Origin of the sequence: Pseudovibrio sp. M1P-2-3 (genome assembly GCF_031501865.1) — a bacterium.
Classification (GTDB): Bacteria; Pseudomonadota; Alphaproteobacteria; order Rhizobiales; family Stappiaceae; genus Pseudovibrio; species Pseudovibrio corallicola.
Genome location: NZ_JARRCW010000006.1, coordinates 1 through 5868 on the forward strand (window position 1 = coordinate 1; position 5868 = coordinate 5868).

Sequence of the window (5868 nt, forward strand, 5' to 3'; positions counted from 1 at the left end):
ATGATCGGCGGGGTTGTCAGGCACGCAGAAACCGACAGGGACGCCCGTAATCTGGCCAGCCATTTGCTGAAGCAGGAAGACCATCCGCGCGTGCAGATCTGGGGAGACACATTGGCTGATACTCTGCCCGATGCGCTTGCCGACATGCAGCGGCTCAGGGACGGTACCAGAGGCCAGAGCGCGGCGCTGCATATCCACCTGTCGCCAAGCCGTGAAATGACTCCAGAGGAGTTGCGGCAGGCGGCGGAAATGGTCATTGAGCACTTTGGCGCGCAGAACCATCCGGCCGCTCTGGTGGTGCACGATAAGGATCGGGCCGAAGGTGGAGGCAACACGCATGGACACCTTGTGATCGGCCGCTACGGCGCGGCAGGAACGTCGGTGCGCGCCGGCTATGAAAAGATGAAGCTTGAGACCTGTTGCCGGCTCATTGAGTATGAGATGGGCGAACAACCGACCCTCGGGCGGCATCACCAAAACAGCATCAAGCAGCTTCAAAAGGAGGGTCGTGATGACGTGGCGACGTGGCTGGAGCGGGCATATGGAGGTGATCCGGAGAAGCCGCGGGCGGCAATGTCTCCAGCCAAGCGTCAGGAGCTTAAAAGGCACGGCGTTGAGTTGAGCCAGGTGCGCGAGCAGATCAAAACAGCCTGGGCTGTATCGGATAGCCGCAAGGCTTTTGAAAAGGCTCTGGAAGAGCATGGCCTGAGCGTCAGCGCGGGCGACAAAAAGGGCGTCTGGATTGTCTCCAAAGACGCGGTCGACGTCGGCGCTCTGGACCGGCTGACCGGACAAAAGAGAGCGGCCGTCAAGGCCAAAATGGAGGTTAAGAATGAGCAATCAGCAAGCGGCACGGCCGTCCATCGGCGAGCTGATCAAACACGACACGGAGCAGATCCGCACGCTGCTGCAAGAGCCCGCAGCGAAAGAGGGGAATCCGTTCGACGCGCTGAAGGACGCGATTCAGGATCTGATCACGGCCGAGCTGGAGACGCAGACGCAGCTCGATCTTCAAAACCAGCGGCTGCAGCGCAACAACCAGTTACTCGAGACACTGCTGGTCAGCGCGGGGATCGCGGTGCCAGACTAGACGTCACAACGCTGCTGGAAGCTCGCCGAAGCAGTTTGACACGGGTTGAGGCCCCGGCCCCGCCCGTGCTGCGAGCAGCACAGAAATCGCCGCTTTCCGTGCGTCTGTTGCTGCTGGCGCGCAAACTGAAGGCCGGTCTGGCCAAAGCCATGCCATCACGGCTGGAAATGATGCGGATCCAGAAGCACCAGCGGGTGGTGACAGAGCCAAAGCCGAGGAGAAGCGCGCAAGCGCTGATGGATCATCTGGCGAAAAAAAGTTCTGAGCGCACGACCAAGATCAAAGAAATATATAAAAAGAATCCGTCTCCGGATCTACCTGCCCAACCCCCGAGAGGTCCACGCAGGCGTTGACCACAGGACGCCGCTCTCTACAGCACTTGCTTGCGAGCGCGTTCGCGTCGGTCTATGGACAACGTAAATCTTGCGGTGATTATCTGAGATACAAGAAGCCTCACCCTTTAGGTGGGGAGTAGTCACTCCTGATATTCTAGTACTGCACGTCGGAAAGCTTTAGGCTCTCTATCCATGACGTGGAGTAGGGTTGCGGCAGGGCCACTCATGCACCGTTTACCCTGTTCCCATTTACGATAACCAGAAAGGCTCATACCCATGAGCGGAGCCATTTGCTTCTGTGTTAGCTGGGCTTTTTTGCGGACTTGTTTAGCTTCCAAAGGGGCATGCACGATTGCTTGTCCCTCTCCTTTAGCATGGGCAAGCGCTTCGTTAAGAGATTGCAATAGTTCCTCACCAAACGAACTCATTTCATCACCTTTCTCGCTTTCTTGAGAGCGGTTACGAGTGTCTTTGCCGCTTTCTTTTCATCGCTAGTCAAATCAGTTTTTGCATTCTTCGGGTAAGCTAGTAGCGCGTAAATTGGAAATGTGTCATCCATGTAGTAGTAGATGATACGGGCACCACCACGCTTACCACGGCCTTGCAGAGGAACTCGAATCTTCCGAACACCACCGGTGCCTTGGATTTCATCTCCAGCAGTTGGGTTCTCGGCTAGGTAGTCAATCGCCATATTTCTCTCTTCTTCTGAAAAGAGTTTATCCGCTTGTTTAGTGAAAGTCGGGGTCTCTGCGACCGTATGCAATTTCATTATTTATATACCCCATTGGGTTAGTTTTCAATGTATCTTTTTAAAAAATAGCCTTGTATTACTCAACTGCGCGGGGAAAAGATCTTGATAAGGCGCTCAAAGCTGCTCGCTCGGGAGGAGGGTGCTTCTGGGCGTTTGTCTTCCAAAAGAGCGGTGGCTTGCTGGCGCCAGTGATCGCGGTCGGTACGGGCATCGTCCAAGGCAGTTTCGCTCATGAGGCGCTGCTCTTGCAGCTGCTGGTCTTTTTCTGCAAGCCGTTCACGCAAGACATCAAGTTCACGCTGCATCACCTTGTTTTCAATCAGCAAATTGACGGTATTTTCAGGGGTTGCAAAAGGTCCAATCGTGGGTTGCGCAACCGGTTCGGACTGTTTCGCAGGAAAAGCCCGAAAAAGTTCGGCCGGATCTATTTTATAAGATCCATTTTGCAATTTTTCCGCAGAAACCTTGCCCTCTTTAATCGCTCGACTGAGCGTTGATTTGGCAATTCCGGCTTCTTTTGCCGCCTGTCCAAGTGATAGCACCGCTTCCCCCTGCAACCCGTTCGCAACCTTTTTTGCAACCCTTTGTATTATGTAACAGCTTCCCCGTTCACTGTCGCTTTTGAAAGGTCTTCCATCAGATGATTAATCCGCCGCACGGCTTCGATCCAGGCGTCGTGTCTCCAGATGGGGACTATTTCGGAATTTGACCTTGTGCCGACTGGATTGCGGATGATCTTTGCCTGCTTCCAAGACTTGGTCGAGAGCTCCAGAAACCCATCTTTTATGTGAAAGGATGGCAAAGGTTTGGGTTCCCCCTTCCTCTTGCCATGTGGCTCAACGGGCTTTAACTCTTCCCAAACAGCTTGAACTGTGGTGTTCAGTTCATGCACGAACCGCTCAGGCATGGTTTTTACGAGGTGTTCAGTTACTGCGTTTAGGTTTTGAAACTGTTTTTCTCGTTGCTCGTTTTGTTGTTTCCGCTCTTGGCTCTCGCGCCGTATAATTTCTAACCGTTCTTGGCGTAATGCTTCTTGTTCAGCTGCCTGACGTGCGGCTTCCTTTATCGCTTCCTGCCGTATTTGCACGGCTTCAGCTGTCAGGGCAGGCTTAACTAGTTCCCCAGGCTTCGCAGGAAGGTCTATGATAAATTTGTCGCCGCTATCATCCACTAAACCGAACGGAAGGCCGTAAGGATCATAGAGATTGAGATAAAGGTTTGCGCCGTAGATTTTGGATCCAGGGCGAACGTTTTCGAGTTCTTGTAAAGCTGCCTGCAACGCTTCTGACAGCCGCTCTACAGTGATTTCCCCTTGGAGTTTCACTCTCATATTTTTGCCCTTTTACAAAATCCTTCGAAAATCTTTTCAATTCCAGCTTTATCCAGCGGTATGCCTTGCTGCTTACACCAAGCTCGGAAATCGTTAGCGATCAGGTCAATATCCTTGCCGTTGCCGTGGGTGCGGGCAATGGCCTTCCACGGCTCTGAGTAGCTGATGGAGTGGCTGGCTGGGAACGACGGTGCCGGTGTCTCCGCCGTGCCGTTGCGGCGTGCCTTACGCCCTGTAGAGTGAGTGTTCAGCTCTTTTTTTAACGCCTTGGCGTCCTGTTTGACCTGCCAGCTTATTTCGACCGCAGCAACTGAGCGCCCTATCTTCTTTGGGGTGGCGATTAGTGTAAAGCGGGACAGTTGGCTGATTTCCTCAATCGCAGGCTTAATGACCCGCTGATTTAGCGTTGAAAATCTTGTTATTTTTCCAGCAGGTATCCCTAACAGGGCTCTGAGCTCATCAACCGTAAAGGTCTTAGAATGAATATGTTTTAGGCCCTGAAGTGATGCAAAATGCTGAAACAACAGGATGCTGTATTTGCTCGAAAGCGCAAAAAGGGTCTGGCGATCCAGTATCGCCCAGTGGTCCGACTTTGCGGCGAGCTCCCGGAAGGCCCCACCGAACCACCAAGAGACGGTCGTGTTGCCCATTATCTCATGGCGGTAGTCGAATGTGGCCGTGTCGAGAAACCCGCCGATGGTGTAGCGCATGGCTTCAGGGTCATCGATCGACAGGACGCAAGCCCGCAATTCTTCGAAGAGCAGCGTTAGGCTCTTGCGGTCGTGATTGCGCATTCCCTTGATGGCGCGAATATCCGCAAGGCTCATTTTGTGCTGGACCGCATCGGCCATCCGGCCGCCTGCTGAAGCGATCATGAGATGCATCAGCTTGAGCGCTTCAGCGCTTGGCGCGTTTTTGACATACAGCCCCTGTGCGTACTCGGTCGGCAGTACGGTTTTTGTGTCGTCGTATTCACGGTCCGACGCGACCTGAATCGTTTCTCCCATAGGTAGCAAATATAAGCCACATTATTGCTACAGTTCAATAGTGCAACTCCGGCCCCATCTGCTACTTTTCCGGCCCCATCTGCTACTTTTCCGGCCCCATCTGCTACCGATAGAGCTTTAAGCTTTTGAATTAATTGGTTAATTTTTCCCTGAACTAATAGAACTAATAGAACAAAAAGGGCGCGATGCGCTTTTTTGATATTTAGGGTTGTGGAAAAAGGGGGTAGGGCAAATTTCTGGGTTCCTAACTAGCAGCTTTCAAGTAGAGGGCAGAGAGAAAGAGTTCAGAGAGCCTCTCAGGAGCCGTTTGTCTTCTGAATGGGAAACTCTACCTATATGCTTCTGGATGCGTCCTGATGAGCTTTTGAGAGGGTTATAGAGGCATCGAGGAGCGTTGCGACGGGTTGACCGTCCTCAGGTGGGCCTATGCTGGCATCAGGGCAGGGTGAAGCCTGCCCGTGGCCATCAGGCCGATCCAGTCCGCCTGGGGGCTGTCACGGCTCGAAGGCTCCCGCGCCGCTGGCGTGTCTGCTCTGCCGTCAGGCGAAGAGAGCAGATAGGTCAGATGCCCGCTTGCGGGCGGCCGGGATAAGAGGCGGTACCCGAGCGCTTGGTAGGTCGTTAAGGTCCAGTCCCCTCGATAAGATGGGCGAAGGCTTTCTTGAAATGTTTGGATTTCAAGCCCGGAGGCTTTGGGGCGTCGTACAATTCACGGTGTTGTACCCATTCGGCTTTGTTGATGAGCTGGGCTAGTCCGGTTGAGATGAGCTGGTTAATGAGCTCCTCTTTTGACACTCCGCACTTGGCAGCAAGTTTGTCGGCATCATAGGTATCTGTGATCATATCCACTCCTGTTTGCAACTTGCAGTACTATAGCCTATGTCTGGTAATAAGATAGAAATAGCTTGATAGCCAGCAGCGCACGGTTACACCGCGCGATCTGGCCAAGGGGGGAAGCCCCCCTGTGGAACCCCCCGCGGAGCGGACCCAATGAGCGAAAGACGGCAGACAACAAAACAGACAAATCTCAGGTGGACGCCTGAGCAATTTGCCGTTTTGAGCGAGCATGCGGCGGCTGCCGGAATGACACCGGGGGAGTTTGCCAAGCGGGACATTTTGCAGCGTCTGGATCAGCCAATTCCACCACGCCGCACGGCTCGATCAGCCGTAGCCAAGGCCGTTGCTGCCTGGACCGGTGCGGTGGGCAAGATTGGCAATAACCTCAATCAATTGGCGGCAATCGCGAATGGTGGCGGCGCGGTCGACGGCCGAGCCGTCGCTGAGTTGCGGGCGGATGTTCGGCAGCTTCACGCCGATGTCATCTCATCAGCCAATGGTGAACTTGAGGATGTCGG

8 protein-coding genes and 2 pseudogenes are annotated in these 5868 nt (G+C 53.8%); 3 read left to right on the forward strand and 7 right to left on the reverse strand.

The annotated features are described in order from the left end of the window. Positions 1 to 144: 144 nt before the first annotated feature. Positions 145 to 387: pseudogene (locus tag P6574_RS22230) on the forward strand (relaxase/mobilization nuclease domain-containing protein); the annotation flags it as partial. Positions 388 to 516: 129 nt separating this feature from the next. Beyond that, a complete protein-coding gene (locus tag P6574_RS21785; RefSeq protein WP_405048170.1) occupies positions 517 to 1443 on the forward strand; it encodes a hypothetical protein in 927 nt (308 codons plus the stop codon). A 122-nt stretch (positions 1444 to 1565) separates the two neighbouring features. Here the strand turns inward: P6574_RS21785 and P6574_RS21790 are convergent, their stop codons facing one another. From P6574_RS21790 to P6574_RS21815, 7 genes and pseudogenes are all read right to left on the reverse strand, one after another. After that, the gene (locus P6574_RS21790) at positions 1566 to 1853 is read right to left on the reverse strand and encodes a helix-turn-helix domain-containing protein (RefSeq protein WP_310622443.1); all 288 of its coding nucleotides are present in this window, start codon (positions 1851 to 1853) and stop codon (positions 1566 to 1568) included. Further along, complete coding sequence (locus P6574_RS21795; RefSeq protein WP_310622444.1) at positions 1850 to 2116, reverse strand: type II toxin-antitoxin system RelE/ParE family toxin; 267 nt, start codon at positions 2114 to 2116, stop codon at positions 1850 to 1852. Before P6574_RS21795 ends, P6574_RS21790 begins: the two co-directional genes overlap by 4 nt. Before the next feature lie 140 nt (positions 2117 to 2256). Next, the gene (locus P6574_RS21800) at positions 2257 to 2718 is read right to left on the reverse strand and encodes a MerR family transcriptional regulator (protein ID WP_310622445.1); all 462 of its coding nucleotides are present in this window, start codon (positions 2716 to 2718) and stop codon (positions 2257 to 2259) included. A gap of 47 nt (positions 2719 to 2765) precedes the next feature. Further along, positions 2766 to 3506 carry an OfxX fusion product gene (locus tag P6574_RS21805; protein WP_310622446.1) on the reverse strand — a complete coding sequence of 247 codons (741 nt, stop codon included), beginning with the start codon at positions 3504 to 3506 and terminating at the stop codon, positions 2766 to 2768. Beyond that, on the reverse strand, positions 3503 to 4513 hold the full coding sequence (locus P6574_RS21810; RefSeq protein ID WP_310622447.1) for a replication initiation protein: 1011 nt from the start codon (positions 4511 to 4513) through the stop codon (positions 3503 to 3505). Before P6574_RS21810 ends, P6574_RS21805 begins: the two co-directional genes overlap by 4 nt. Positions 4514 to 4563: 50 nt before the next feature. Further along, positions 4564 to 4713 (reverse strand): annotated as a pseudogene (locus P6574_RS22235) (hypothetical protein); the annotation flags it as partial. A gap of 421 nt (positions 4714 to 5134) precedes the next feature. Continuing rightward, on the reverse strand, positions 5135 to 5356 hold the full coding sequence (locus P6574_RS21815) for a hypothetical protein (RefSeq protein WP_310622448.1): 222 nt from the start codon (positions 5354 to 5356) through the stop codon (positions 5135 to 5137). Between the two features lie 147 nt (positions 5357 to 5503). Here P6574_RS21815 and P6574_RS21820 point away from each other — a divergent pair. Continuing rightward, positions 5504 to 5868 (forward strand): plasmid mobilization protein (locus P6574_RS21820; protein WP_310622449.1); only part of this gene is annotated, 365 nt, incomplete at its 3' end.